Consider the following 26,236-nt stretch of genomic DNA (forward strand, 5'->3'; position numbering starts at 1 on the left):
CAAACACCGACACCTTTGAACGGATTACAAATAGCTGTCGTAATCGGACAATAGGATGATGTTATGGAATCAAATGAAATCACTGCTGCTGCGACAGCAATGTCAACGCAACAGACTCAAACGACTCATGCGGTTAAATCAGCCGAAATGGCAAAAAATCAGATCGAACAAACGGGTGAGCAAGTGATGCAGCTTTTGGAAGTCACTGCACCTGGGAAACTTAGAGTCGATCCACTGAGCCCGTTAGGCACCCAGATAGACGTAAAAGCCTAACAGCATCGCTAAAAAAGTGAATGCTGTGGTGCCGTTAGGTCATCAAAGTCTTCATCTAAAAACTGCAAGATCGTCTCACACACAGGCCTCACCTGCTTATCCAAATAATGCTGATAATCTAAAGGCGAGCTCATAAATTCAATGGGTTCTGCGCCATTAACGGTCATCATATATTCAATATAAGAGCCTGACCGATAAGGGCTAGGCTGACCTTTTACTTGGTATCCATACTCAGCTTTCAAACCCGCCTGAACATGAGGTGGTTTATTCTTCACATACTGATCCAAACGTTGGCGTATACGCTTTCGATAGATGAGCTTGTGATCTAAATTACCCGCTAATAGCGCTTCGACCGTGGATTTAAGAAGTGTCTGCCACTCTTGACCTAAGAAAATACGCTCATAAAGCTGCTCTTGAAGCTCACGAGCCAAAGGCGTCCAGTCAGTACGGACGTTTTCTAGCCCTTTAAACACCATCTTGGTCGAACCATCCCCAGAACGCTTAAGCCCTGCATAACGCTTCTTAGTACCTTTGTCTGAATGGCGCATAGTCGGCATTAAAAACCGACAATAGTGCGTCTCATACTCGATCTCTAACTGACTATCTAGCTCGAAACGATCTTGTAGGTTTTCACGCCACCAGCGATTGAGGTGATCTGCTACAGCACGGCCTGTACTGTTGGCTTGCTCTTCTGGGAAATCATCACCTAACCAGACAAAAACAGAATCAGTATCACCATAGATTACCTTAAAACCGAATTCTGATTCGATATAATCGCGTGTCTTAGTCAGGATTTCATGCCCTCTCAAGGTGATTGAGCTCGAGAGTCGTTGATCAAAAAATCGGCAGACGTTTGAACCTAAAACACCATAAAAGGAGTTCATAATAATCTTGATCGCTTGGGATAATGCAGCGTTCTTTAACTGCTTGGCTTGATCTCGCGCCGCCCAAAGCTTCTCGATCAACTCAGGTAAAATCGTCTTACTACGCGAAAATATTGCATGGTTAAAACCGGGGACTAAATCTTCAGGTTCAGCCCCCTCTTTAAGTCCCTCAGCCAAACCATAAGGGTCAATCTTAAAGGTGCGAATAATACTGGGGTACAGGCTTTTAAAATCTAAAACCAAGACCTGTCTATATAGGCCCGGGCGTGAGTCCATTACATAACCACCGGGCGCACTAAGCCCTGACATCCCTGAAGCATATTGCGGTGCTACATAGCCTGATCGATGCAATAGAGGGAGATATTGGTTATCAAATGCTGCCGCTGAGCCTCCTACTTTATCGAGAGCAAGTCCTGTTAGACGTGCCCTCTCAAGAAGATAATTAATCAGATCAGCATGCTCAAATATCTCCCAAACCAAGCGGCAATCTTCAAGGTTATAACGAGCCAAAGCCTCTTTGTCTTCTCTAAACAACCGTTGTATTTCACCGCCACGATCATCGACATGATCTATCAACTTACCTCGATCTAGCATCTCCCGAGCGACATTTTCTAAAGCAAAACTTTCAAACTGATAAGTTGCACCTTTGAGGGTATCAATGCCATCTAATACGATTCGCCCTGCCATACGCACGAAAAGCTTACCCTGAGCCGATTCATGCAGCTTTAAAGGCAGTTGGTCACGTCCTAGAACAAGTGGAATACGCAGTGCTTCAGCACGTTTTTGTAGTACCCGAAAATCAAAGCCGACTACGTTCCAACCAATAAACGCATCGGGGTCATATTCCGCTACCACTTGAATAAAGCGCTGTAACAAGGCCTTTTCATCAGTAACATATTCAAGCCCATCACTATCTACACCTTCCCCCTGCATCAATACCAATTGAAAGTCATCTGCATAGAATGCAGCGGACAAGATATTGTCCGCTTTCATCGTCGTTTCTAAATCAATAGAGAGTATGCGTAAATTTGGCGTAAACGTATCAGGCTTTATACGGACCTGTTCATTCACATGGCTAATTTTCACACCACCTTGAATAAACCGCTCCATAAGGTAGCGATCCGCATGACGTATATCATCTTCCATCATGACGATATTATGCAGATGCAGTAACTCTTGAATTTGGCGATAGGTTTTTAAAGTTTGGCTGTATATTGCGGTAACGCCACGGTACTGCAGATCAGTCAGATCAACTTTATTGATACGCCAGTCTCGGAGATGACTAAGTAAGGTTTTAACTCGAGGAACTTGCTCATCAAGAACAAAAAGGACCGCTTCTTGCTGAGTAATAGAGATGGGAAAAGCACTGTGTTCTGAACAGACCCAATAGGTCAGCACAATACCCTCTCGCGTATCGTGCTGATTTCGAGTCAGAATGAATGCTGAAGAGCTATGATCTGACTTATCAAGATGAGTAGTCATACCCACTTAACCAAAGGGCGCGACCAGATCCATATCGGTTAACTCTGGGAAAGCCTTGCGAATCGCAGCTTCATTTTGCGCTTCAAATAGGAGTTTAAGGTTAGGGCCAGCATCCATCGTTAGATAAATTTCTACGCCTGACGCTCTTAATTCCCATACACGATGCATAGCCGCAACAGATTCAGGTTGCCAATATAAAAGCGGCGGCCACGAAGCAATCATTGTTGCATGCATGGACAGAGCATTTTGCTCAGCAGTTTGGCCTAACAGGCCCATATCTTGTTCAGCTATAGCATGCTTAATTGTATTCAGATCCTTCTCAGCCTGAGCAGGCCAAGACTGATATAGATCAGCCGACTCAACTGTACGTTGCATACCAGAACGTGAATCGATTTTCTTGGCACCAGTAGCGACTTTTAACAAACCAATTCTGAACCCTGGCCAATTAACCGCTAAAGGCTCTGCACAGCTATCCATGCCGTCTTCTTGCTCACCTTTGGACCATTCAACAAACCCTTGGTAGAGAGATCGTGATGCGCTACCACTACCAATTCGGGCAAATGCCGATAACACCTTCTGATCAAGATCAAAACGATAAAAGTCGTTAATCGCCAACATCAGTGCAGCAAAACCGGAAGCTGAAGACGCTAGCCCCGCCGCTGTTGGAATATTATTATTTGTTTCTACCTTAACCGGTTGTTCCAAGTCTCGACGAAAAAGATCTATAAACGCGATGACTTTCCGAGCAAAGGAGGAATCTTCACTCTGCAGCTCGCCATTTAGATAGACCTGATCACAAGCATCCGAAGGCGTGATTTGCGTACGACTACCTAACATACCCAACGAAATAGATAATGAAGCATTGATAGGCAGGTTAAGCTCAACATCACGTTTCCCCCAATACTTACACAAGGCGATATTACTTGGCGCAAACGCTTCTGCTTTCGTACCCGGCATAGTTTTCTCTGGAAGAAACGATGCCACTACACTCTGCTTAGTAATGCTCAATGCTAACCCCTTGTGCCGATACTGAGACTGGAATTTGTTCGTAAGCTATAGATAGATCTGGATCCGAACCGAGTGCAATCACACAATCCCCAAGGCCCGAACCTGAAATTTTAGCACCTGTAATATGCTCGCTCTGGCGTAGCGTGTACACAATATCGCAAATCGCTTTATCTGCTACACCTAATGCGTCCATTAAGCCTTGGTAATTATTCATTAATTGACCAAGCTGCTGCCAATCCTGTTTAGCAATTTCCTTTTCAGCATTATCCGTTACCGACCCCATTAGCTGATAGATCTGTTGATAAAGTTCAGGGGAATATCTCGCTAAATCCTCTACATGCTTCAATACATCTGGTGTTTTAGTTTTATAGCCCGCGTAATAAAGCGATATGTTGGGTAGCGCTGGCAGTGCTTTGATCTCTCTTGGCTCCACACGGTAAGAGACGATCGAACCAAAGATACTAGCCACAAGATCAGTGCCCGAGCCTCGTCCATCTTGTACTTGATGAACAACTGCTAGTGAGCGATCGAATAAGCTGCCTAGATCCGTTTCATCTTTTACAAAAGAAGCGATTGCAGCGACTACACCTGCAGTAACCGCTGCTGAAGAACCTAAACCAACGGTATGGGAAAACTCTGAACGAATCGTAATTTTAATACCTGAAGGCAAGCGATCCGCATACATTGCAACGGCAGCTAACACAAAGCTCAGCCTGTCATCAGCAACTAAATCTGAAAGCGGGCTTTGATATTGAGCTAGTGCCGAGTCAATCACCAATTCTCGTGCTGAGATAGCCTCAAGCTCTATGTGAATATACTTATCCACAGCACAAGCTAATGCCTTATGGCCAAAAAGCACTGCGTGTTCACCCATCAGCATAATACTGCCAGGCACAGTTACTTTAATCCGGTTCAACATACGCTCCTTGATAACTGATTTTTAAAGGCTGTAGATGGATATTTAAACAACTACCGATCTCAGCAGCATTACCTTTAGGGGCATAGACTAATACCAAACCACCTGCATCCCCAGAGCTACTCCCAGCACCGCAAACTTTAGCACTTCCACCCATAGACTCTATACGATGAATAACATCTGCAACCGCTTTAGGCACAATGCCGATCTGCTGTAATAGGCGCTGATTTTCCTGTATGAGGTCTAATTTCTGCTGATCATCTGATGAATAGATAATTCGCTCAAAATCTTGCGCGACTTGTTCAAAATGCTGCCAAATTGTTGAAAACTCAAATGACTCACGTACAGCCGAAACCGTTTCACCCGTTGATGATTTAGGTGAACCACTATTCCAGATAAACCAGTTATCGCCTATTTTTTCAGGCAATAGGGTTACATGATCATTCTGAACTTTAACAACACCTCCGAAAGTCGTCGCAGCTGCATCAATTGCGCTACCACGACCATGCTGCAATCTCTCACAGTGGCGCACTAACTTAAAGAATTCCCGTTTATTCAATTCCTGCTCAGAACAGGCTTCAGCCAACTTAAGCAATGCTGCAATCACTGCAGCAGAGGACCCCATACCCGCACCTGCTGGAATAGCACTCGCTATAGAGATCTCACCGGGCTGATCAAAACCAAGCTGCGACAAGGTATAAAACAGCAGATCTGAAGGCGCCGAGAGCACATCCGAAACAGCAAGTTTTCTTTGTAAAAACAGATTAAAACGCTGATCAAGCTGTTCGGAAAAGAATTTAAATGTGGCTATATTCTTAGAAAAGCTACCAAAAACATCAGAAGAGACAGATAAATTCAGACTCGCGGTAGGAGTATATGAAGCAATTACAGAGGATGTAACGGCCATCGCTATGGCAGGAGCCCCATAAACAACTGAGTGTTCACCACTCAGTATTAGTTTCCCTGGGGCTATGGCCTTCATTAACAGCTAACGTATTCTCGCTTATGACCGCTGATCGCAGCCAAACGGAAACGTCCAGTAGTTGTAGCAGGAATATCATGATGTTCGCCATCACGAGGATCTGGGTGGCGATACAGATTTAGATATTCGTCATAACTCACTTCTTGGCGAGCATCTAACATAGCTTTATGGTTTAGAGTATGCAGACACTTTTCATAACCCGCCACTACCGTGCCAGAGAAAAACTCGGCAACGCAACCAGAACCATAACTAAAGAAACCAACTTTATTACCAGCTAAATTTTCTTTGCAGTTTTCAAGCAAAGAAGTCAAACCGATATACATTGAAGCGGTATAGCTGTTACCAATGATACGGTTGTAATAAAGCGTTTCTTCAACCTGCTCTTCAATTTGCTCTAGAGAAAGACCTACTTTATTTACCTTTGCTAGATGTTTATGCGCTTTTTCCGCCATGCGGCTAAACGGCAAGTGATAGCAAAAGTGAGAGAAATCACTAAATGCTAGAGAGCTAACTTCTACAAAGTTTTCCCAAGCCTTTTTCAGCGATTTGAGGTATATCTTGGTTGAGTATTTACCATCAACAAGTGCAGTCGTACGGTAATTTGGTCGCCAGAAATCCATCACATCTTCAGTATGATTACCAACTTCTGGATCAATTTCGATTAGACGGGGGTTTGCTGAGATCAAAATAGCAACTGCGCCACAACCTTGAGTAGCTTCACCCGAAGTATCAAGGTCATATCGAGCAATATCAGACGCAACGACCAAAACCTTTTTTTCTGGCTGTCGAGCAACTAACGCGCACGCCATTTGAATAGCAGCTGTTGCGCTGTAACACGCCTGTTTTAACTCAACAACACGGCAGTTAGAATTCAATCCTAACAATCTATGCACATAGACGCCTGCAGCCTTAGACTGGTCCACACCCGTTTCTGTAGCAAAAAGCAACGTACTAATTGAATCTGTACCTACCCTTTCAATTAATGGATAGGCAGCATTTGCAGCCATAGTAACTACATCTTCATCAGGTGCCGCCATAGACATCTTCTCTTGGCCTATTCCCTGATAATACTTTTCTGACTCAATTTGCTGAACATTCGCCAGCGTTCTTAAATCCAGATAATAATTGGATGTATAGAAACTGATTTCGTCAATACCAACTGACATTCTTGGGTCTCGATCCTAACTCTCGTCTAAAACAAGGGCCCGGTTATTAGATAACGATGCTATATCCCGGACACCTAGCAGAAACATGGCTGTTCTGAACTCTGCTTTTATTTTTTCTATTTCTTCTATCACTGCATCAGCAGATTCCATTGCTGGTTTTAACAGCGGACCTGCCATGCCACATAAAGAGGCGCCGAGTATAACAGATTTAACCATATCAATCCCATCTCTTAAGCCACCACTTGCAACTAATGTGGCAACATCGCGATACGGGCTAGCCATTTTCAAGGCAACAGGGGTCGGAATACCCCAATCTTGGAATTTGAGACCTACATTACTCGCATCTTTTCTTCGATGGTGCTCAATTCGACTCCAAGATGTACCACCTGTACCAGCTAGATCAAAGGTTGTGATTCCCGCCTTTAGACCTAGCTCAATATCGGCAGGAGATAAACCACTCCCAACTTCTTTAAGAAACACTGGCACATCTAATGCTGCCACAAGGGCTTCGATCTTCTCAGCAAGATTGGAGAAATCAGTATCCCCTTCAGGTTGTACCGCTTCTTGTAGAGGATTGAGGTGAAGATACAAAGCATCAGCACCTAGACAGTCTATAGCTTGCTGCGCATGCTCAACATCAACGCCATAGTTCAGTTGAACAGCACCAAGATTTCCAATAAGAGGTACATCAGGAGCCAATTCTCTCAGAGCGAAGCTTTCTTTAGCTTCTGGAGACGTAAACATAACTCGTTGCGAACCAACAGCCATAGCAACACCCGTTGCCTGGGCCGCTTTCGCCAAATTATGATTGATCTGTTTAACTAACTGATGATCACCACCTGTCATTGAGGATATCAACAAAGGGAAACTTAGCTGATAACCTAAAAATTCACATGAGCTATCAACATCGTTCAAGGCGATCTCTGGTAAAGCGCGATGCATCAAATGCATGCGATCAAAGTACCTTCCATCACGATCCGTTGATGGATCATTTTCTATAGCTCTGATATGTTCAAGCTTTCGATCATTAGTCAGATCTGACATTACCGCTCCAGCTTTAAGTGAGCTTCCATTAGCTCACCAGGATTTGTCTGAGCAGCCAGCAAAGATAACTCGCCACATAAAACCGTTGCAGCACAAATAGCAGCTAAACGTTGTGCATTTTCACCCGGCGCTCGATCTTCCTTACAACCTAGAGCTGCCAAGTTATCTTCAACAAAATCAATCCCTTTACCATTTCCAACAGAACCCATAATAAGGTTAGGCAAAGTACAAGAGAAATAAAGATCATCACCACGGACTTCAGCGTGCACGATACCTTGAGAACCTTCGATAATGTTCGCTGCATCTTGACCAGTGGCTAGGTAAAAGGCTAAAAGCATATTCGCATAATGGGCATTAGCACTACGCAGGCCACCAGCTACCATGGTCCCAATCAGGTTTTTCTTAATATTAAGGTCAACCATTTTTTCTGGGGTTGTCTTTAAGCGTCTCTCACAAATATCACGCGGTATCAGAATCTCCGTCACAACATATTTACCACGACCAAGAATACCGTTAACCGCTGTCGCTTTCTTATCAGAGCAATAGTTACCTGAAATAGATGAATAACGAAGCTGGGGATATTCAGACAAAATCCAAGGAATAATCTTGTCTGCAGCGTTTGTAACCATATTGTGACCAGATGCATCACCCGTCGTAAATTCCAAACGGAGATAGATCAAATTCGCAACGATCTGGCTATTCATATCGATAAGCTTGGCAAAACGACTACTCTGAGAAACCACCTCGTTAATATCATTCATACGAGATTTAATCGAATTAAGAGCAAGCATGGCTTCTGTTGCGTCATCTGCTTCCAACAGAATAGAACGACTCATTCTCTCATCAATCACAGTCGTTTTGATGCCATCAGTCAATGCAGAAACCCTTGCGCCACGGCCGACAGATGGCCATAAAGGCGTTTCATAGGTAGCCAGTGGCACGCTAATTTTTTCATCTAAAACAGGTCCTGTAATTTTGATAGGACCTACATTACGCATAGGAATTGGAGCTTGACTGATTTTATGAGATTTCATGATATCTCTTTATGCAAAAGAAAAAGGGCTGCCAATGGCAACCCTTTTAGAATAAGGTTGAGGGCTAATTTTAATTAACTTCACCAGCCCTTTTCAATATTTTCCTTAAGACGCAGCAGCTTCTTCCTTTGCTACTTCTTTTTGAGCTGGTTGATCTTGCTCAACATCCCCTAAATTTGGTTCAGGTAGAGACAAATTAAGAGTATCCAACAAGGTACCCATACCATTCACTACTCTGTACTGAGCAATAAGTTGATCATGCAGTGCATTTGTTAAATCATTTTTAGAAGAAAAGACTTCGTTTTCAGTATCTAACAAATCAAGTAAAGAACGCTGGCCAATATTGAACTGTTTCTGATAAGAATTACGTGTCTTTTGGCTTGAAGCAACATGCTGCTCAAGGTGAGGCAACTGTCTCGATAGAATTGAATAAGCATTCCAAGACAGTTCAACACTCTGAAGTACTTCACGATGACTTCTGTTTTGAATGGATTTAGCTTCTTCGATCTGGTGCTGAGTTTGACGTACTCGTGCTTGATCAGCGCCACCGTTATAGAGGTTATAGCGCAATCGAACCATAGCGGTAAGATCTTCGTTTACCCCTTCAACACCATCAAGATTGTTATTCCATGTACGATCGACCTCGAAATCCACACGAGGATAATAGTTACGTTTTGCTGCATTGTATTGAGCAACTGCTGCCGCAGTATCTGCTTCAGCAACTTGCAGAGTAGGATGATTACTCAATGCTGTTTCTGTTGCAGCATCTAGGGATTCAGGAACCTGTACATTAACTAATTCAGGAAAGATTAGCTCTTCTGGAGCCATTAAGCCGGTAACACGCTGATAATTTGCTTTAGCGTCCAGTAAATTATTTTCTGCAGCCAAGGTATTCACTTCAGCCAACGCCAAACGGCCTTCTGCTTGCTGGATAGAAGCCAAAGCACCCACGCCTGATTCAGATCGACGTTTGATCTGATCATAAATTTTAACGTGGTTAAAAAGGTTTTCTTTAGCCTGCTGAAGCAGAGCACTACGACGATTAAGTTCGATATACGCTCTAGCAGCATCTAATGCATAGGTTTCAGCTGTTTCAACGACTCTTTTATCTGCCGAAATCGCACGAGATTTTTGACGTTTCACTTCATTAGATGTTGCAAAACCATCAAATAACATCTGTCTGATACTTAGACTACCTTCACCGCGTGTCAGCTCTACATCACCACCATTAGCTCGAGTGGTTGTATTGTTTGTCCACTCGTAGCCAATTCCACCTGCTACATCTACACTTGGTAAGTATCCAGCTTTAGCTTGTTGGACCTCTTGGTATACAGCATTTCGTGCATTGATAGCTCGCTGAACTTCTGGGCTATTACTTAACCCTTCTGTAACAACGTTCTCAAGAGTAGTAGAGTAAACCGCTGTGCTTACCGCCCCAAGTAGCACACCAGCAACAACTGACCTGAACATATTCCCCGCCTTAAAATATAAATAGTTCGTAGTAGCTAGCCGATACTACCCTAACGTTTAAGCCGGTTGCTTACTAGCCATTAATACTAGTGCAACTCGGTCAGTCGCCCCTGTTTTCTGAAATATAGAACTCAGGTGTGCCTTCACTGTCCGTTCAGTAATATCTAACTCTCGCGCAATTTCCTTATTACTTGCCCCTGTAGTTAAAACAGAAAGCACGTCTTGCTCGCGACTACTTAATCCATCAAAACAATCTACAGTCTCTGCGGTGTCCACTTTGCTATCTGCAACAGGCATTCCTCCCAAAAGCCTCTTAAGCAGCTTTTGTAAAAGTTCAGGTCCTGCCCAAATATCACCACGGAGTACAGTTTTCACCACTTCAGTCAGTAATGAACCTGTAACATACGTGTTGGTATATCCGTTAGCACCCGATTGTAATACTCGAATACCTTCATCCTCTGAAGGAGCATCGGTACACACAATCAAAATGATATCGGGATTATCCCTTTTGAAACTGAATACTAGCTGACTACTCTCATCATCAATCGAGCTAAGGTGTAATAAAACAATACCTTGCTTGATCGCCGACAACTTTGATGAAAGATCTGAAATTGGTAAAACTTCAGGCCGCCAGTCCACAAGCAGCTTGAGCCATCGTTCCAAAACTTTCGGTCGGTTCCCTAGAAAGAATAACTGCATAATATCCGTAATCCGCGGCACCTAAGCATAAAGTTTCCCTTATAGCCGCGGCGCACAATAGTATAACGTCTAACCAATAGTCACAAGCGCATGAAGCTTCATTAGACGATTCTCATTTGCATTAATACTTAACATTAAACCATGCCATCAAAAAGAACCATACAGAATATGTGGTTTAATTTTTATTACAATTTAATTACAAACTTTTACACTAGTTCTTGATTTACCACAAATTAGCACTTATTTATTCATAATACCTATCGTTCAGTCAGCGCTCTTTCTTTAGCTTTCAAAACAGGTTTTAACAGATAATCCATCACCGTTTTCTTACCAGTTAGAATATCTACACTTACTGTCATACCGGCTATCAAAGGCAGCTCGGCTTCTGCCGTTCCAAGATAAGGTTTATCTGTCTCCAATCTTACCAAGTAGTAACTCTCTCCCTCTTCATCGAGAATCGTACTCGGGCTTACAAATACCACCGATGCATCTACACCACCGTAGATCGAAAAGTCATAGGCTGATACCTTAATTACAGCCGCCTGCCCCGGGGCAATATTAGCGATATCAGAAGGCCTGATTCTCGCTTCCACTAGCAGTTTATCTTCCCAAGGAATGATATTTAAAAGCTCATCCCCAGGCTGAACAACCCCTTCAACTGTGTTTACTAGAAGCTGCTTTACTGTTCCTTTAACCGGAGCCTTAACTTCTGCGCGATCAATACGGTCATTCATACCTGTCAGCGCCTGTTGAATTCGAGCACTTTCAGCTACCGTTTCATTAAGTTCTCTACGTGCTTCATTCCTAAATTGCAACTCAGCACCATCAAGGTTTTGCTTCGTTTCTTGCAGGGTCGATTCAATTCTCGGGATATTAAGACGAACTCCTGACAACTCACCTTGCAAGTCATTCAACTGACGCTTCAGCCTTAAAAACTCAACTTCAGAAATCACCCCTTCATTTAACAGCGGCCGAGTAATATCCAGCTCTCTTTTTAATAAACCATAACTTCTTTGAAGCTGACGCTCTTGTGACTGAGCTGCCTTTAATTCCTGCTTACGCTGTTCCACTTGTTGTTCCAGACCGCCAAGCCCTGCAAGCATTTCAGCCTTTCGTGTAACAAAAAGGCTGTTTTCTTGAGTAAGCATACTTCGGTATTCACTCGGAAAATCTTTAGGCAGTACAAATTCCGTATTATCAGCTTCAGCCTGCAAGCGGGCAGCCTTTGCAATCAGCTCATATTGACGAACTTGGTTTTCCTTAAATGAACTCGAAAAACGGATATCATCTATACGTAATAGTACCTGGCCCTTTTCAACAATATCGCCTTCACGCACCAAGATTTCTGATAAAGCACCGCCCTCTAGAGTTTCGATCACTTGTAACTGGCTTGACGGAATAATTTCACCGTCACCGCGAGTAATTTCATCTAGTTCAGCCCAGCAAGCCCAAACGATGGCAACCACAACAAAGATAAGCATCGCCCACAGCAAAGCACTAGCCCCCTTAGGGCTTTGCTCAGCCATGGCTTCACTCACGCTAGACATATAATGTAAATCTTTTTTAGCTTGAGCCATGATCTTACCTCTGCACCTGAAGACGACCTTGCTTTAACGCATCCAACACCGCATCCTTCGGACCATCAGCTACCACTCGACCAGAATCCATGACAATGATTCGGTCCACCAAGCTCAACAAAGACATTTTGTGGGTAACAACCAACATGGTTTTGTCCTTTGCATAAGCTTTAAGCATGGTTTTAATTTGCTCTTCAGAAGAATTATCCATCGACGCAGTAGGCTCATCCAAAATTAGGATATTAGGGTCATGGATAAGAGACCGCGCTACAGCAACCGTCTGTCTTTGACCACCAGACAATGCAGCACCACGTTCACCCACTTGCATATCAAAACCTTGTGGATGACGGTTCACCATATCTGACACGCCAGTTAGCTTGGCAACTTCGACTAGACGATCGTCTTCAGTTTGCGGGGAACCTATTACGATGTTATCGCGCACACTGCCAGCAAATAGCATGATATCCTGCGGCATGTAACCAAAATTACGTCTCAGATCGACCGGATCGATCTGGTTAATGTCTATCCCATCAATCCGTACAGAACCTTCCGAGGTATCGTAAAGTCCAAGTACTAATTTTTCGATTGTCGACTTACCTGAGCCAATACGACCAATAAGGGCCACGCTCTCACCCGGTTTAATACTAAATGAAACTCTATCCAGTGCCTTTTGTTCCTCATTAGGGTAAGCAAAACTCACATCTTTAAATTCGATAGCACCGTCTAATTCTTTTCGATGCACAAATTGCTGCTCATCGAAACGCTCTGAAGGTAATTCCATAATTTCATTCAAGCCTTTCAAAGCAGTTGAGGCTTGATGGAAAGAAATAACTAGATTAGCCACCTGACTCATCGGAGCTATCGCCCGACCGGATAACATAACACAAGCAACCAGAGCACCCATGGTTAGCTCTCTCTCACTAATCAGATAAACACCCGTGATAATGATACCAACCGATGTTAGCTGTTGAGCTAGCGCCGCAAAGTTAACCACTGATGCAGAAAGCATTCGCGAGCGAAGACTCCATTTCGCGATATAACCTACTGCCTGCTCCCAGCCCAACTGCAACGAAGAACTAGCACGTTGCGTTTTCACAGTCTCCATAGCAGTCAAACTTTCAATCAAGGTCGCACTCTTTTGAGAATTAGACGCAAAAGTCTTTTCGACTGCTTCTTTTAGATAAGGCCGCACTATAAACGATACGAGCACTATTAGAGGGATAGCGACTAACGGAACAATCACCAGCGGACCACCAATAAAACCAATCACAATCAAAAATAGAATGGCAAATGGCAGATCAATAAACACCACATTAGTGGTCGAACTCAAAAAGCCCTTAATACTCTCAAATTCACGTAAATTACTAGCAAAGGAACCAACAGATGTAGGCAGAACGCTGTACTTAAGCGATAGGACTTTTTCAAAAAGCAACGCTGATAATATGACATCACCTTTCTTTCCTGCTATTTCGAGAAAATAGGATCGAAGCATCTTTAACCCGAAATCAAATAGATATACAACCAACACACCGATCGCTAATACCCATAGTGTTTCAATCGCATTGTTTGGCACAACACGGTCATAAACATTCATAACAAACAAAGGGTTAGCAATAACAAAGAGGTTAATCAGAAAGGAGGCTATCAGGACATCTCGATAAATAGCAGTTGAGCGCTTAATCGTCCCCCAAAACCAGTGGCCTTGATGCCCTTCTAATAATTTGGACACCTGCTGCTGGAATCGGTATTCGAGCCGCACAAAAATTGCGTGATCCGTGTATGCAGCAGCTAATTCATCTAATGCAATATGATGTTCACCGCCACTTTCAGGCTGAATAATGACGGCCTGACCAGCCTCATGATCAATCTCTTGCAAAACACAGGCCTGGTCATTTTCAAGTAATAAAACAGCTGGAAGTACGAGAGGGGAAATATCGGAAAGCTTTCGAGGTAATATTTGAGCTGCAAACCCAGCCCTTTTGGCTGCTCGAATAAATAATTTTGGCGTTAATCTATGATCAACTAACGGCAACCCTTCACATAATACCTCCGGTGAAAAAGGCTTATGGTTTTGCTTACTGAGATGAACCAGACAACCGAGCAAAGGATCTTGAACCGCTTCCATTAACCGTGACCTTAACCTTATTTGAGAGAAAAACTCAAAAAAACGATATATAGTATGTGAATTGACAACTGACCCAATGTATCAAATCAATATGTTATACGCCATACGCAATGAAGAAGGCCGGATAGTCAGCCTTTCAGAAACCCCTCAAGCGGGTGCTGAAACTGTTGATATGAAAAACAAGGAAGTAATGGATTTTCTATCCATTAACGATGAGGAGTTTTCTGCCGAGGAGTTCCTTCAACAGTCAGATATGGCCGTTGCTCGTATATTTGAGGACTTGGTAGACGTGCTTATCAGCAAAAACCTTATTATGTTCACTGACCTACCCCCAATGGCACAGAAAAAACTATTAGGTCGCAAACTTGCACGAAACATTAATCGCGGTGAAGGTGAAACGGAACAACAGGAAGAAAAATCCCATTCATTCCTAATTGGCGATGATGAAACTTTATAAGCAAACCCTTAAAGCTCTTGGCTTAGTGGGTCTTCATCCTCTTCTTTCTTAAAGTGGTTTAGTTGGTTGTACTGCTCAGCAAATCGCTCAGCAAGAGCAGAATAACGCTGCTGCTGTTTCTCCGACAACGCCCCATAAGAGATAGTCGCCAAAACATCACGAACAGATAATAAAATCCACAGGGCGTTCTGACCTCTTTTCGCTTTTTCAATGCCTGCCTGAACCAAATTAAGCGCAATCCCCGTATGACTAGGAAGCAATTCATTAGCCCGACCAAACATTAAAAAGGCCCGGTCTAAATCACCACCTCTAAAACTGCTCATGGCTGCATAATTTGCTTTACCCCAATCCTTCTCAACCATCACACGATTGAGGTCTCTCCGCTTAGTCTGGACTTCGGACTCAATTTCGCAACCGTGCGCAGCATCCACTAAGACATCCAACCATTTACACTGATTATCAACATCCATGCGCAAGAAGAAGTTTAACGTCTGTTGAAGCATCTGCTCTAAACGCTTACGAGAATCAGCCGACTCCTGGCGATATAAATCACAATTAATAAGCTTCGCTCGAAACATAACTTCCTGATCATCCGGATGATCAAGCACAGCATCTTCAAGAATACGGACAACATCCGTTTCGATTTCAGACAATTTGCCTTTATTAGCCTGAATTAGAGATCTAACTAAACCAAAATAATGAGATGGGGTTTGGAAAACAGAATAACGCGCATAACGAACCGCCTGTTGATATGCATCTTTGGCAATACCCCATTCACCTGTCTGAGAAGCCAAATCTGCCAATTCACTCTGCAACTCAGGCACAGTAGGCTGAATCATTACCGCTTTGCGCATCAGAGTAACAGCTCGACTCAGCTCACCTTTAACCCTATAGATTCGTGCCAACCAAGTATACGCCTCGACGCAGACATGTTGCTGATCAACAATACGATTAAGGCAATTCAAGGCATCGTCATATTCACCGAGATTGAAGTGAGCTATTCCCTTACCTACTTCAGCCCAAGGCAGATCTCTTTTACTTGTTAACCCCATAAAGAGCTCTTTGGCTTGAGTAAAGCGTTTCATCCTTAAAAGAGCGATACCATTCACTCGTTGAAGAAATATATTTAAGCCAGGGTAATGGTTAACAAGCGCCCTTCCTTTCTCAAGCACCTCTTCATAGTGCTCTTCATCCAACAACTGTTCGATCGGCCGAATTGCCTCTTTAATACGCAGCTGTTTTTCTAGGCGATGACGAACCTTTCCTTGATCAAAAGGTTTCGAAATATAAGTATCAGGAGAATTTTCTAAAGAGCCAAAAAGAAGCTCCGAGCTTTCAGGGTCAACTATAAGGAAATAGGTACTAGCTTCAGGAAGGATAGCCTCGGCATTGGCTTCATGCAGAAGCTGCAGACCATTTTTTTCACCTTTACCCATATCATACGCAGCAAAGCAAAGGTCAAAGGTCAACTCACGCATCAGGCTCAGAGCCATATTAACCGAGGAAGCAACCTGTACTTGCCCCACACCCATACGACCCAGGATTTGGCGTAATGCCCCGAGATCGTCGAGCTTACTGTCTACGATTAAAGCAGACTTTCCTGAGTAGTTGATTTCCATAGGTTCTGCGTAAATTAGATAACAGCAAAAGTAGCATATAAATCAGACCATTATCAAAGTTTAGGCTATCAATCGCACAATAAAAAACCCCGTAGGGTCACTACGGGGTTTTTTATGCATTTTTAGACAAATTAATCGTCTAAAAAGCTTCTTCCTTTACCTGCAGCAATACGCATACGCAAAGCGTTTAGCTTGATAAAGCCTGCTGCATCTTTCTGATCGTAAGAACCTGCATCATCTTCAAATGTTGCAATATTTTCATCGAACAGGCTGTCATCAGAACGACGACCAACAACAATAACGTTACCCTTGTATAGTTTAAGGCGAACGTCACCGTTTACTACTTGCTGAGACTCATCGATCATTTTCTGAAGCATCTTACGCTCTTCTGACCACCAGAAACCGTTGTAGATCACTTTAGCGTAACGAGGCATCAACTCATCTTTAAGGTGAGCAGCTTCACGATCTAGCGTAATTGACTCAATAGCGCGGTGCGCTTTAAGCATAATTGTGCCACCAGGAGTTTCGTAACAGCCACGAGACTTCATGCCTACGAAGCGGTTTTCTACGATATCTAGACGACCTACACCATTCTCACCACCAACTTTGTTCAGGTATTCCAGAACAGTCGCAGGACTCATCTTTTCGCCGTTGATCGCAACGATATCACCCTTTTCGTAAGTCAATTCAAGATAAGTTGCTTCATCCGGAGCCTGCTCAGGAGATACAGACCAACGCCACATATCTTCTTCAGCTTCCTGCCAAGGATCTTCAAGGATATCGCCTTCGTAAGAGATGTGCAGAAGGTTAGCATCCATTGAATATGGGGATTTTTTCTTACTGCTAGCAAAATCAACTTCGATATTGTGATCTTCACAGTATTTCATAAGTGTTTCACGGGAAGTTAGATCCCACTCACGCCATGGCGCGATAACATGAACACCTGGCTTAAGTGCGTAGGCACCTAGCTCAAAACGAATCTGGTCGTTACCTTTACCAGTCGCACCGTGAGAGATTGCATCAGCACCAGTCTCGTTAGCGATTTCAATCAAACGCTTTGCGATTAGTGGGCGAGCAATAGACGTACCTAGAAGGTACTCACCTTCATAAATCGTGTTCGCACGGAACATTGGGAATACAAAATCACGCACAAACTCTTCGCGCAGATCTTCGATGTAAATCTCTTTTACACCCAAAGCTTCCGCTTTAGCACGTGCAGGTTCTACCTCTTCACCCTGACCAAGGTCAGCAGTGAATGTAACTACTTCGGCATTGTATTCATCTTGCAACCAGCGAACGATAACAGACGTATCTAATCCACCGGAATAGGCCAGAACGACCTTTTTAATCTCGGACATTCTCAAGCTCCAACTTGCGAACAATATTCGCCCCGACACGGGCCGAAAGGGATATTCAAATTAAGCGCGATATTATAGCAGAACTTTCCCCAACAACGCATCCGCTGCAGGGCAAATTAATAAGGAAGGAATTCACAACAGCTGAGATCGACTAATCTTTTTCCAAACGAATAGTAACTCGACGGTTACGATCTCGGTTTTTACGACTGTTATTTTCAACCACAGGGTAACGCTCACCATGATAGCGCGTCGTTATCATTGTCGGTTCCAAGCCTAAACTGATTAGGTATGCGGTCACTTCCTCCGCGCGTCGCTTGGAAATATCTCGGTTCATCAATCTACGACCCATGTTGTCGGAATGGCCGTCAACATATACGCCTTTAACTGCGTCATCATTTTTAACGTAGAGTGCGATCAGGTCCAATCGTTCTCTAGATGCATCCGATAAACGCCATTGGGCAGATGGGAAAAGTATGGCTGTTCTAGCAACTTGACGGTAATTAACTGGCAGTAGCCCTGCAGTACAAGCAACATAGTCATCGTAGGCAGATTGAAAATTTACTGCCGAAACAGAAACTCGTAATGATTCGTTAGTTCCGTACCACTCATCTGTAGTAAAAGTAGGCATCATACCCTTATGCAGAGCTGCCAACATATTCTGAGCATGTTTAGGCTCTACCTTAATATGACCCGTTCTTTCTTCAGCTTTCACTGCTGCAATATATTTAGGCACAACTCCTGGCTGCCAAGGAGCCGCTTCAGCAACAAGCTTCCCACCTTTTTGGAAGTGGATTGTTTCGGTGGGTTTAAGCATAAAGCGAACCGACTCACCCGCTTCATGTTCGAACACAGCATTGCCGAAAGAAGGAATTACCTGACTTAAGAGACACGTAAATTTAGAAGCCTCAAGCTCCCATTTCGAATCATCGATGGAACTGCGAAATGTCACAGCATGCACCTGCAACGAAAGCACAGCTAAACACAACAATGAAAATACGCGAATAAGCACAATAAAACCGCCAATCAAACCAAATTACGGAACCACTAAAATTATACCCTTAGAAAAACTAATAATAAGGGGCATAAGCAATTTTAACGATAAAGCTAAATAAGTATTTGTATTATTTCGGCCATTTTTAAATATTCTTAAGTAGACGATTGGAGTGACTGCTCTTCCACTGCTAGAATATTGCCAAAATTTAAAGGCAACCCGCTTCCAAAGTAAGGGCATCCATTGAGCAACCATAGCGCCACAAAACACCCAATGGCAAACCGTTTTCGCGGTTTTCTACCAGTCGTAGTCGATGTTGAAACAGCTGGCTTCAATGCCCGCACCGACGCACTACTTGAAATCGCAGCCGTAACTCTGACTATGGATGAAAACGGCTTTCTGATTATCGACAAAAGTTTCGAAGCTCAAGTAGAACCTTTTGAAGGCGCAAACCTCGAACAATCCGCTTTGGATTTCACAGGCATCGATCCTTATGACCCTGATCGTGAAGCGGTCCCCGAAAGAGAAGCTCTAGAAGAAATCTTTCGCGCTGTTCGTAAATCGCTTAAAGCACACGACTGCAAACGCGCCGTCTTAGTTGGCCACAATGCTTCTTTCGATCAGGGCTTTGTTAATGCAGCTTCGAATCGAGAAGATATAAAACGCAATCCATTCCACCCGTTCTCTACTTTTGACACTGCAACACTCGCCGGCCTTGCATTTGGTCAAACTGTTCTTGCAAAAGCTTGCCAAGTTGCGGGTATCGAGTTTGACGGTAAGCAAGCGCACTCCGCACTTTACGACACGATGAAAACAGCAGAGCTATTTTGCATTATCGTAAATCGTTGGAAAGAACTTGGCGGCTGGGACATGGTTGCGCAATATGATGATTACGAATAATTCCCTGTAATCACCAATATCCAGACACAAAAAAACCCGCTATTAAGCGGGTTTTTTATTAGCAATAAAGTTGCTGAAGATTACAGGTTGTCTGCTTCTTCAGATAGGTACTTAGCAACACCTTCTGGAGATGCATCCATACCTTTATCACCTTGGTTCCAGCCAGCAGGGCAAACTTCGCCATGCTCTTGGTGGAATGCAAGTGCATCAACCATACGAAGCATTTCATCAACGTTACGACCTAGTGGTAGATCGTTAACAACTTGATGACGTACTAGACCGTCTTCGTCGATAAGGAAAGAACCACGGAAAGCTACGCCGCCTTCAGATTCAACATCGTAAGACTGGCAGATGCTGTGAGTCATATCTGCAACTAGCGTGTAGTTTACTGCACCGATACCGCCTTCGTTTACCGGCGTGTTACGCCATGCGTTGTGAGAGAAGTGAGAATCGATAGAAACACCGATCACTTCAACATTACGCTTTTTGAACTCTTCGATACGGTGATCAAAAGCTAACAGCTCAGAAGGACAAACGAATGTGAAGTCCAGTGGGTAGAAGAATACTACCGCTTTTTTGCCTTTAGTTGCTTCAGACAGTGTGAAAGCGTCAACGATTTCGCCGCTACCTAGTACTGCTGGTGCTGTAAAGTCAGGAGCCTGTTTGCCTACAAGTACGCCCATTGTGCTATTTCTCCATTAAAATGCTATCTAGCGTTTAGGTTTTTTATGATAGAAAAGACCGCTATAAAATCAAGCAATGATCTATCTAAAATTACTCAGCGTTTTGCTCTTCGGAACCCGCTGCTGCTTCTTTGATCACTTCAGCTAGCTCACCGTTTTCTGACATCTCACAGATAATGTCACAACCACCAATCAACTCACCTTTCACCCAAAGCTGAGGGAATGTCGGCCAGTTTGCATATTTTGGTAGTTCTGCACGGATATCAGGATTTTCCAGAATGTTTACAAAAGCAAAACGTTCACCACAAGCCATCACCGCTTCTGAAGCACGTGAAGAGAAGCCACACTGAGGGAAACGTGGCGTTCCCTTCATGTAAAGAAGAATGTCATTACCTTCAATCTGCTCTTTGATGGTATCAATTACGCTCATTCATACACCTATAAAATGCTTTATGTAGGATGCACAACCGTTTTTGTGCTGTGGTGAACAATGTATCACATATCCGACCATTTTACTCTGACAATGTATATTTGCTTTTCTTTATGGAGTTAATAAAAAAAATTAATTAGCCATTATTAAGTAACTAACAACCCCTAGATCATCCTTTTCCCTAGACAACACAAATTTATCCCGCAAAACGGTTGCGAAAAACCATAAAGCTGCCTATTATTCGTCCTTTAAATGGCAGCTTTGGCTGCCTTTTTGCGTTGTAGGGAAGATAAAAATAATGGCTGTAGAATCGATTATGACTACCTACAACCGGTTGTCCGTAGCGTTCGAACGCGGAGAAGGCAGCTGGTTGTATGATACTGACGGAAATAAATACCTTGATGCGCTAAGTGGCATAGCTGTTTGTGGTCTGGGCCACTCACACCCTGCCGTAACTCACGCTATTTGCGATCAAGCTAGCAACCTTTTGCATACGTCTAATTTGTACACCATTCCAAATCAGCAGCAGCTTGCCGACCGCCTGACAAACATTTCAGGTATGGACAATGTATTTTTCGGAAACTCCGGTGCTGAAGCCAATGAAGCAGCAATTAAGTTAGCTCGCCGCTACGGTCATGTCGTTCGCAACATCGAAAACCCAGCAATCATCGTAATGGAAAACTCTTTCCATGGTCGTACGATGGCCACATTAAGCGCAACCGGTAACCGTGCAGCTCAAGCAGGCTTTGAGCCTCTTGTTAGCGGCTTTGTACGTGCGCCTTTCAACGATATCGAAGCTATCAAAACTATTGCAGCCAACAACCCAAATATCGTTGCGATTCTCGCTGAACCTATCCAAGGTGAATCAGGTATTCAAATCCCTGCTGACGATTATCTGAATCAACTTCGCGATATCTGCGACGCTAACGAATGGCTATTAATGTTAGACGAAGTTCAAACAGGCAATGGCCGATCCGGTAAATACTTTGCTTACCAACACAACGGCATTTTGCCAGATGTGGTTACAACAGCTAAAGGCTTAGGTAACGGCGTACCAATTGGCGCCTGCCTAGCACGCGGTAAAGCTGCAGGCATCCTGATCGCCGGCACTCACGGTTCGACTTACGGCGGTAACCCGCTTTCGTGCGCTGCAGCATTAGCTGTTGTTAACACCATCATTGATGAAAACCTATGTGATCGTGCAACCGAACTAGGCAACCGTATTACTTCAGGCCTAGAAGAACAGCTTGGTCATACTGATTATGTCGAAGAGATTCGCAACAAAGGCCTTCTGATCGCAATCCAATTGAGCGAAGCAGGCACTGAATTAGCCGTTCTTTCAAAGATAAAAGGCATTCTTCTAAACATCACAGGTGGCGGTAAAGTAGTACGCCTACTACCCCCATTAACTATGACGGATAGCGAAGCCGATCTATTAGTTAACACGCTATCTCAAATTATTCGCGTATATGCGGCTGATGAACGCGATCCAATCAGCCAAGACTCGAGCCCTGACGACGAACGTAGAGAACAATGAGTACAAGACACTTTTTAACCCTACTCGATTTATCTCCTGAAGAACTACGCACTCTAGTTAAACGCGCGAGTGAACTGAAGGCGATCCGCAACCGCGGTGAAGTTTACGAACCGCTAAAAAATAAAGTGATGTCGATGATTTTTGAAAAATCATCGACTCGTACCCGTGTTTCCTTTGAAGCAGGTATGGCGCAGTTTGGTGGTCACGCGATGTTCCTGTCACCTCGCGATACTCAACTTGGACGTGGCGAACCGATCAGCGACAGTGCTAAAGTAATCTCTAGCATGGTTGACGTGGTGATGATCCGCACATTCAGCCACCAGCTTGTAGAAGATTTTGCTGCTAACTCTTCTGTACCGGTTATCAACGCTCTAACAGATGAATATCACCCATGTCAGCTACTGGCTGATATGCAGACTTACTTCGAACATCGTGGCGATATTCAAGGTAAAACGGTTACTTGGATCGGTGATGGCAACAACATGTGCCACTCCTATATCAATGCAGCTCGCCAGTTTGATTTCAAACTGAATATTGCTTGCCCAGAAGGCTTCGACCCAGATATGGATCTAGTCGAAATCAATAAGGATCGCGTATTTATTACTCGCTCTCCAGAGGAAGCAGTAACTGGTAGCGACCTGATTGTGACTGATGTTTGGGCATCTATGGGTCAGGAAGAGGAACAAAAAGAACGCGAAGAAAAATTCGCAGGCTTCCAAGTTTCTCCAGATTTGATGGATAAAGCTAATAAAGACGCTCTATTCATGCACTGCCTTCCTGCTCACCGTGGCGAAGAGATCAGTATTGATATGCTTGAAGATTCACGCTCTGTAGTCTTCGATGAGGCAGAAAACCGCCTTCACGCACAAAAAGCTCTACTAGAGTTTCTTCTTGTAAAATAGCAATCCGATAACAGGTAAGCAGTGAATTTACTGCTTACCTGCTCTTTATCGCTCGAGCGTACTATACTGCCTATTACCGTGGTTAAATGAGCCTGAACGGAGAAGGAATCGATGATTGAACTGCGCCACCTGAAAACACTATCTGCCTTAAGAGATGCAGGCAGCTTGGTCGAAGCAGCAGAACGCGTCCATTTGACTCAATCAGCTCTTTCCCATCAGATCAAAGACCTCGAAGATCGCCTCAATTGCTCTCTGTTTATCCGTAAAACCAAGCCTATCTGCTTCACCAGTGCAGGTCAGCGCTTACTCACGCTCGCGGATGAAATACTCCCTATGATACGCAATACAGAACGCGACATAGGGCGACTCGCAGGCGGCGAAGCTGGGCGCTTAAACCTGTGCATTGAATGCCATAGTTGCTTCGACTGGCTGATGCCAACGATCGACCATTTCCGCCAACACTGGCCAGAAGTGGAGCTGGATCTATCAAGCGGCTTTAGCTTCCAACCTCTTCCAGCCCTTGCTCGCGGCGATCTAGATTTAGTTATTACAGCTGACCCTGAACCTCGCAATGGTATTGCTTACATACCACTGTTCACTTACGAATCGCGTTTAGCGATCAGTAAACAGCATCGATTAATGGCACGGCGCTTTATCCACCCAGAAGATATCGCTCAAGAAACGTTGATCACTTACCCGGTAGAACCTCAACGTTTAGATATCTTCAATCACTTCTTAGACGAAGCTGGAGTAGAACCCGCAGCCATTCGCACAGCAGAGTTAACGGTAATGATGATGCAGTTGATTGCCAGTGGTCGCGGTGTAGCCGCCCTACCCAACTGGGCTATGCACGAGTATATTCAGCGCGATTACATAGTATCCAAACCTTTAGGCGAAAAAGGCGTTTGGTGTACGCTTTACGCCGCGATCCGTGAAGATCAAAAAGACGCCGAGTTTATGGTGGATTTCCTTAACACGGCAAAAGATGTATCCTTCCGTAATCTAACGGGTATAAAGACAGCTTAATTACCTTTATACTGATCGAAACATTTTTTGAGAATACGCGACGTTTACAGTGAATAACGCACCTGCGAGCTTCCTAAAACAACTATCAGCAGACACTTCTGCTCTTGCCTTTTATTCTCAGTCCTACTTTATCTAGGTCTGTGGGTTTAGTGCTACCTGCACATAACTGACAGGCCGTATCACATCTTTAGTTTCAGCAAGTATTACTTGCCCTTTTACCCAGATTATTCGTCCTACAGCCCAAAATACGTATTAGCGCTGTAAGGAAGCAGGAAAAAACATGACTACAAAGATTTGGACTCCTTCAAGCTGGAGAGATAAACCTATTGTTCAGCAGCCACAATACCCTGATGCCGCTGCGCTAAACAATGCCGAAAGCACTCTATCCCAAATGCCACCATTGGTATTTGCAGGCGAGATCAATCAGCTAAAAGCCGATCTAGCACAAGTAGCGCAAGGCAAAGCATTTCTGCTTCAAGGCGGTGATTGCGCAGAGAGCTTCAGCGAATTCAACGCTGATAAAATCCGCGATACCTTTAAAGTTTTAATGCAGATGGCCATTGTCATGACCTTCTCTGCTAGCTGCCCAGTCGTGAAAGTAGGCCGTATCGCAGGACAGTATGCTAAGCCCCGCTCCAGTGATATGGAAACAGTTAACGGTGTTGAACTGCCTAGTTACCGTGGCGATATAGTTAATGGCATTGAATTCACTGAATCCGCTAGACAGGCTGATCCTGAACGCTTAGTCACTGCTTACCATCAAGCAGCATCCACACTGAATTTGCTTCGTGCTTTTTCTCGTGGCGGCTTTGCTGATCTACAACAAGTCCACGCTTGGAACCAAAGCTTCGTGACGAATAGCCCGCTGAGTAACAAGTACCAAGATTTAGCGGATCAGATCGATCAAACTATGCGCTTCATGGAAGCTTGCGGTATTACGGCACAAAACACGCCACAACTTCATGAAACATCGCTATACACATCTCATGAAGCACTGTTGCTTGGCTATGAAGAAGCACTCACTCGCCAAGATAGCCTATCGGGCAACTGGTATGACTGTTCTGCACACATGCTATGGATTGGCGATCGTACACGCCAGCCAGATCATGCCCATGTAGAGTTCCTTCGTGGTGTTAAAAACCCAATTGGCGTTAAAGTCGGCCCAAGCACCAAAATTGAAGACCTAGAGCAACTCTTAGAAACGCTCAACCCAGAGAATGAAGCTGGTCGTATTACGCTGATTGCTCGCATGGGGGCAGATAAGATCACAGAATGCCTTCCAAACTTAGTTCGTGCGGTTAAAGCATCGGGTCAGCAAGTCATTTGGAGCTCTGACCCAATGCATGGCAATACGATCAAAGCTTCAAGCGGCTATAAAACTCGTAGCGTTGACTCTATTCTTCGTGAAATGAAAGGCTTCTTCGAAGTTCACAAAGCAGAAGGTACTCACGCCGGTGGCGTACACTTCGAAATGACCGGCCAGAATGTGACAGAGTGCATCGGTGGTGCTTACATGATCAGCGAGCAAGATTTAGGGGATCGCTACCATACCCATTGCGACCCACGCTTAAACGGCGAGCAAGCACTAGAACTAGCTTTCTTGATTGCTGATACCTTGAAAGCAGCAAGAGCCTAACCTATCTCTAATTCACTAAAAAGCCCGTCTAAAAATG

The 26,236-nt window shown here is 44.0% G+C and carries 23 protein-coding genes; 7 read left to right on the plus strand and 16 right to left on the minus strand.

What is annotated here, in order from left to right; all coding sequences use genetic code 11:
- Nucleotides 1-63 precede the first annotated feature (63 nt).
- A complete protein-coding gene (locus tag ACMXYN_RS12620) occupies nt 64-273 on the plus strand; it encodes a hypothetical protein (RefSeq protein WP_415892120.1) in 210 nt (69 codons plus the stop codon).
- Between the two features lie 8 nt (nt 274-281).
- Here ACMXYN_RS12620 and ACMXYN_RS12625 read toward each other — a convergent pair whose 3' ends face one another.
- The 11 genes from ACMXYN_RS12625 to ACMXYN_RS12675 form a co-directional block, all read right to left on the minus strand.
- Nucleotides 282-2,639, minus strand: a complete 2,358-nt coding sequence (locus ACMXYN_RS12625; RefSeq protein WP_415892121.1) for a DNA polymerase II — start codon at nt 2,637-2,639, stop codon at nt 282-284.
- Nucleotides 2,640-2,645: 6 nt separating this feature from the next.
- Entirely contained in the window at nt 2,646-3,647 is a 1,002-nt protein-coding gene (mvaD, locus tag ACMXYN_RS12630) for a diphosphomevalonate decarboxylase (protein ID WP_415892122.1), read from the minus strand.
- Entirely contained in the window at nt 3,634-4,566 is a 933-nt protein-coding gene (mvk, locus tag ACMXYN_RS12635; RefSeq protein ID WP_415892123.1) for a mevalonate kinase, read from the minus strand. Before mvk ends, mvaD begins: the two co-directional genes overlap by 14 nt.
- Nucleotides 4,550-5,545 carry a mevalonate kinase gene (locus ACMXYN_RS12640; RefSeq protein WP_415892124.1) on the minus strand — a complete coding sequence of 332 codons (996 nt, stop codon included), beginning with the start codon at nt 5,543-5,545 and terminating at the stop codon, nt 4,550-4,552. Before ACMXYN_RS12640 ends, mvk begins: the two co-directional genes overlap by 17 nt.
- Nucleotides 5,545-6,711 (minus strand): hydroxymethylglutaryl-CoA synthase, encoded by a 1,167-nt coding sequence (locus ACMXYN_RS12645; protein WP_415892125.1) that lies wholly within the window; start codon nt 6,709-6,711, stop codon nt 5,545-5,547. Before ACMXYN_RS12645 ends, ACMXYN_RS12640 begins: the two co-directional genes overlap by 1 nt.
- Nucleotides 6,712-6,726: 15 nt before the next feature.
- Nucleotides 6,727-7,755, minus strand: a complete 1,029-nt coding sequence (fni, locus tag ACMXYN_RS12650; RefSeq protein WP_415892126.1) for a type 2 isopentenyl-diphosphate Delta-isomerase — start codon at nt 7,753-7,755, stop codon at nt 6,727-6,729.
- Nucleotides 7,755-8,789, minus strand: coding sequence for a hydroxymethylglutaryl-CoA reductase (locus tag ACMXYN_RS12655; protein ID WP_415892127.1), 1,035 nt, complete (start codon nt 8,787-8,789; stop codon nt 7,755-7,757). The genes fni and ACMXYN_RS12655 overlap by 1 nt, the downstream gene beginning before the upstream one ends.
- Nucleotides 8,790-8,894: 105 nt before the next feature.
- Nucleotides 8,895-10,259: a TolC family outer membrane protein gene (locus ACMXYN_RS12660; protein WP_415892128.1), complete on the minus strand. Its 1,365-nt coding sequence runs from the start codon at nt 10,257-10,259 to the stop codon at nt 8,895-8,897.
- A gap of 57 nt (nt 10,260-10,316) precedes the next feature.
- Nucleotides 10,317-10,958, minus strand: a complete 642-nt coding sequence (locus tag ACMXYN_RS12665) for a LuxR C-terminal-related transcriptional regulator (RefSeq protein WP_415892129.1) — start codon at nt 10,956-10,958, stop codon at nt 10,317-10,319.
- Nucleotides 10,959-11,215: 257 nt separating this feature from the next.
- Nucleotides 11,216-12,535, minus strand: coding sequence for an HlyD family type I secretion periplasmic adaptor subunit (locus tag ACMXYN_RS12670; RefSeq protein ID WP_415892130.1), 1,320 nt, complete (start codon nt 12,533-12,535; stop codon nt 11,216-11,218).
- Between the two features lie 4 nt (nt 12,536-12,539).
- The gene (locus ACMXYN_RS12675) at nt 12,540-14,660 is read right to left on the minus strand and encodes a type I secretion system permease/ATPase (protein ID WP_415892131.1); all 2,121 of its coding nucleotides are present in this window, start codon (nt 14,658-14,660) and stop codon (nt 12,540-12,542) included.
- 61 nt (nt 14,661-14,721) lie between these two features.
- Here ACMXYN_RS12675 and ACMXYN_RS12680 point away from each other — a divergent pair, with 61 nt between their 5' ends.
- The gene (locus ACMXYN_RS12680; RefSeq protein ID WP_415892132.1) at nt 14,722-15,117 is read left to right on the plus strand and encodes a hypothetical protein; all 396 of its coding nucleotides are present in this window, start codon (nt 14,722-14,724) and stop codon (nt 15,115-15,117) included.
- Between the two features lie 8 nt (nt 15,118-15,125).
- On the opposite strand, the gene ACMXYN_RS12685 is transcribed toward ACMXYN_RS12680, so the two are convergent.
- From ACMXYN_RS12685 to ACMXYN_RS12695, 3 genes are all read right to left on the minus strand, one after another.
- Entirely contained in the window at nt 15,126-16,736 is a 1,611-nt protein-coding gene (locus ACMXYN_RS12685; RefSeq protein WP_415892133.1) for a tetratricopeptide repeat protein, read from the minus strand.
- Nucleotides 16,737-16,867: 131 nt separating this feature from the next.
- Nucleotides 16,868-18,094 carry an argininosuccinate synthase gene (locus ACMXYN_RS12690; protein WP_415892134.1) on the minus strand — a complete coding sequence of 409 codons (1,227 nt, stop codon included), beginning with the start codon at nt 18,092-18,094 and terminating at the stop codon, nt 16,868-16,870.
- A gap of 151 nt (nt 18,095-18,245) precedes the next feature.
- A complete protein-coding gene (locus ACMXYN_RS12695) occupies nt 18,246-19,043 on the minus strand; it encodes an OmpA family protein (protein ID WP_415892135.1) in 798 nt (265 codons plus the stop codon).
- A gap of 315 nt (nt 19,044-19,358) precedes the next feature.
- Between ACMXYN_RS12695 and rnt the strand changes: the two genes are divergently transcribed.
- Complete coding sequence (gene rnt, locus ACMXYN_RS12700; protein WP_415894488.1) at nt 19,359-19,985, plus strand: ribonuclease T; 627 nt, start codon at nt 19,359-19,361, stop codon at nt 19,983-19,985.
- Nucleotides 19,986-20,065: 80 nt separating this feature from the next.
- Here the strand turns inward: rnt and ACMXYN_RS12705 are convergent, their stop codons facing one another.
- Entirely contained in the window at nt 20,066-20,668 is a 603-nt protein-coding gene (locus ACMXYN_RS12705; RefSeq protein ID WP_415887385.1) for a peroxiredoxin, read from the minus strand.
- A gap of 91 nt (nt 20,669-20,759) precedes the next feature.
- On the minus strand, nt 20,760-21,098 hold the full coding sequence (grxD, locus tag ACMXYN_RS12710; RefSeq protein WP_415892136.1) for a Grx4 family monothiol glutaredoxin: 339 nt from the start codon (nt 21,096-21,098) through the stop codon (nt 20,760-20,762).
- A 298-nt stretch (nt 21,099-21,396) separates the two neighbouring features.
- Between grxD and ACMXYN_RS12715 the strand changes: the two genes are divergently transcribed.
- The 4 genes from ACMXYN_RS12715 to ACMXYN_RS12730 all read left to right on the plus strand — a co-directional run bounded on the left by ACMXYN_RS12715 (nt 21,397) and on the right by ACMXYN_RS12730 (nt 26,199).
- Nucleotides 21,397-22,635, plus strand: coding sequence for an aspartate aminotransferase family protein (locus tag ACMXYN_RS12715; protein ID WP_415892137.1), 1,239 nt, complete (start codon nt 21,397-21,399; stop codon nt 22,633-22,635).
- The gene (gene argF, locus ACMXYN_RS12720; RefSeq protein ID WP_415892138.1) at nt 22,632-23,537 is read left to right on the plus strand and encodes an ornithine carbamoyltransferase; all 906 of its coding nucleotides are present in this window, start codon (nt 22,632-22,634) and stop codon (nt 23,535-23,537) included. The genes ACMXYN_RS12715 and argF overlap by 4 nt, the downstream gene beginning before the upstream one ends.
- 111 nt (nt 23,538-23,648) lie before the next feature.
- Nucleotides 23,649-24,563 carry a LysR family transcriptional regulator gene (locus ACMXYN_RS12725; protein ID WP_415881872.1) on the plus strand — a complete coding sequence of 305 codons (915 nt, stop codon included), beginning with the start codon at nt 23,649-23,651 and terminating at the stop codon, nt 24,561-24,563.
- A gap of 280 nt (nt 24,564-24,843) precedes the next feature.
- Nucleotides 24,844-26,199 (plus strand): class II 3-deoxy-7-phosphoheptulonate synthase, encoded by a 1,356-nt coding sequence (locus ACMXYN_RS12730; protein WP_415892139.1) that lies wholly within the window; start codon nt 24,844-24,846, stop codon nt 26,197-26,199.
- Nucleotides 26,200-26,236 lie beyond the last annotated feature (37 nt).

Origin of the sequence: Neptuniibacter sp. PT8_73 (genome assembly GCF_047778045.1) — a bacterium.
In the GTDB taxonomy this organism is placed as follows: domain Bacteria; phylum Pseudomonadota; class Gammaproteobacteria; order Pseudomonadales; family Balneatricaceae; genus Neptuniibacter.

Excerpts from the sequence above, each read along its gene's own strand:
- argF (WP_415892138.1), top strand. The coding sequence starts at position 22,632 with ATGAGTACAAGACACTTTTTAACCCTACTCGATTTATCTCCTGAAGAA.
- ACMXYN_RS12675 (WP_415892131.1), bottom strand. The coding sequence starts at position 14,660 with ATGGAAGCGGTTCAAGATCCTTTGCTCGGTTGTCTGGTTCATCTCAGT.
- ACMXYN_RS12730 (WP_415892139.1), top strand. The coding sequence starts at position 24,844 with ATGACTACAAAGATTTGGACTCCTTCAAGCTGGAGAGATAAACCTATT.
- ACMXYN_RS12685 (WP_415892133.1), bottom strand. The coding sequence starts at position 16,736 with ATGGAAATCAACTACTCAGGAAAGTCTGCTTTAATCGTAGACAGTAAG.
- ACMXYN_RS12665 (WP_415892129.1), bottom strand. The coding sequence starts at position 10,958 with ATGCAGTTATTCTTTCTAGGGAACCGACCGAAAGTTTTGGAACGATGG.
- ACMXYN_RS12625 (WP_415892121.1), bottom strand. The coding sequence starts at position 2,639 with ATGACTACTCATCTTGATAAGTCAGATCATAGCTCTTCAGCATTCATT.
- grxD (WP_415892136.1), bottom strand. The coding sequence starts at position 21,098 with ATGAGCGTAATTGATACCATCAAAGAGCAGATTGAAGGTAATGACATT.
- ACMXYN_RS12725 (WP_415881872.1), top strand. The coding sequence starts at position 23,649 with ATGATTGAACTGCGCCACCTGAAAACACTATCTGCCTTAAGAGATGCA.
- ACMXYN_RS12660 (WP_415892128.1), bottom strand. The coding sequence starts at position 10,259 with ATGTTCAGGTCAGTTGTTGCTGGTGTGCTACTTGGGGCGGTAAGCACA.
- rnt (WP_415894488.1), top strand. The coding sequence starts at position 19,359 with ATGGCAAACCGTTTTCGCGGTTTTCTACCAGTCGTAGTCGATGTTGAA.
- ACMXYN_RS12640 (WP_415892124.1), bottom strand. The coding sequence starts at position 5,545 with ATGAAGGCCATAGCCCCAGGGAAACTAATACTGAGTGGTGAACACTCA.
- ACMXYN_RS12645 (WP_415892125.1), bottom strand. The coding sequence starts at position 6,711 with ATGTCAGTTGGTATTGACGAAATCAGTTTCTATACATCCAATTATTAT.
- ACMXYN_RS12620 (WP_415892120.1), top strand. The coding sequence starts at position 64 with ATGGAATCAAATGAAATCACTGCTGCTGCGACAGCAATGTCAACGCAA.
- ACMXYN_RS12705 (WP_415887385.1), bottom strand. The coding sequence starts at position 20,668 with ATGGGCGTACTTGTAGGCAAACAGGCTCCTGACTTTACAGCACCAGCA.
- ACMXYN_RS12655 (WP_415892127.1), bottom strand. The coding sequence starts at position 8,789 with ATGAAATCTCATAAAATCAGTCAAGCTCCAATTCCTATGCGTAATGTA.
- ACMXYN_RS12690 (WP_415892134.1), bottom strand. The coding sequence starts at position 18,094 with ATGTCCGAGATTAAAAAGGTCGTTCTGGCCTATTCCGGTGGATTAGAT.
- mvk (WP_415892123.1), bottom strand. The coding sequence starts at position 4,566 with ATGTTGAACCGGATTAAAGTAACTGTGCCTGGCAGTATTATGCTGATG.
- ACMXYN_RS12670 (WP_415892130.1), bottom strand. The coding sequence starts at position 12,535 with ATGGCTCAAGCTAAAAAAGATTTACATTATATGTCTAGCGTGAGTGAA.
- ACMXYN_RS12715 (WP_415892137.1), top strand. The coding sequence starts at position 21,397 with ATGGCTGTAGAATCGATTATGACTACCTACAACCGGTTGTCCGTAGCG.
- fni (WP_415892126.1), bottom strand. The coding sequence starts at position 7,755 with ATGTCAGATCTGACTAATGATCGAAAGCTTGAACATATCAGAGCTATA.